The organism is Streptomyces sp. SID5910, from assembly GCF_009862125.1.
In the GTDB taxonomy this organism is placed as follows: domain Bacteria; phylum Actinomycetota; class Actinomycetes; order Streptomycetales; family Streptomycetaceae; genus Streptomyces.
The window spans coordinates 1-989 of the sequence record NZ_WWHX01000709.1; the positions used below are offsets into that span (position 1 = coordinate 1).

A 989-nucleotide genomic window follows, 5' to 3' on the forward strand; every position below is an offset into this window, starting at 1 on the left:
CACGAGATCGGCTTCGCCCGCGAGGTCGCCGACACCGTGGTGTTCATGGACGACGGCCGCGTCGTCGAACAGGGCCCGCCCGGTGACGTACTGGACCGCCCGCGTCACGAACGCACCCGGGCGTTCCTCTCCAAGGTCCTCTGATCCCCGGATCCCGGGGCCCGGTCCCCGGATCCCGACGCTGCTGCCGGAAAGGCTTCCTCCGCATGACCTCATCCCACGACCGGCGCCGGCTGCACCTGGCCGCCGCCCTGGACCAGCGGTCGGTGTACGACGCCGGCGCCTACGTGGACGCGGCGCGGCTCGCCGAACGCGGGGCGCTCGACTTCGTGACCCTGGACGACGGCTTCGGCCGCCCGGGGCCCGACGCGCTCGCCGTCCTGTCCCGTATCGCGCCCGCCACGCGCCGCGTCGGCCTGGTCCCCACCGTGACCACCACCCACACCGAGCCCTTCCACGTCCAGGCCGCCGTGGCCACCCTCGACTGGGTCAGCCGCGGCCGGGCCGGCTGGCGGATCGGGGTGTCCGCCGGCGAGGGCGAGGCCCGCCTCTTCGGCCGCCGCCACGCCGCGCCCGCCGAGGCCCTGTGGCAGGAGGCCGGCGAGGCGGCCGACGTGGCGGCGCGGCTGTGGGACAGCTGGGAGGACGACGCCGAGATCCGTGACGTGGCCACCGGCCGCTTCGTGGACCGGGACAAGCTGCACCACGTCGACTTCACCGGCGCCCACTTCTCGGTCAAGGGCCCCTCCATCGTGCCGCGGCCCCCGCAGGGCCACCCCGTGCGCGTCGTCGACGCCACCGAGGCGCCCGCCCGCGCGGTCGCCGCCCGGTACGCCGACGTGGCCCTCGTCCGTACCGCGCGTCCCGCGGAGGCAGCCGCCGCGCGGGCCGAGCTGCGGGCGTCGGCCGCCGAGCACGGCCGCGACCCGGACGCCCTGCGCGTCCTCGCCGCCCTGCACGTCGACCTCGGCGACGGCGAGTACGCGGCC

At 77.0% G+C, this 989-nt stretch carries 1 protein-coding gene and 1 pseudogene; both read left to right on the top strand.

Annotated features, from left to right (window positions below; genetic code table 11):
* Positions 1–144 (top strand): annotated as a pseudogene (locus tag GTW67_RS24695) (ectoine/hydroxyectoine ABC transporter ATP-binding protein EhuA); the annotation flags it as partial.
* A 62-nt stretch (positions 145–206) separates the two neighbouring features.
* On the top strand, positions 207–989 hold a 783-nt coding region (locus GTW67_RS24700; protein WP_161167001.1), incomplete at its 3' end, for an LLM class flavin-dependent oxidoreductase.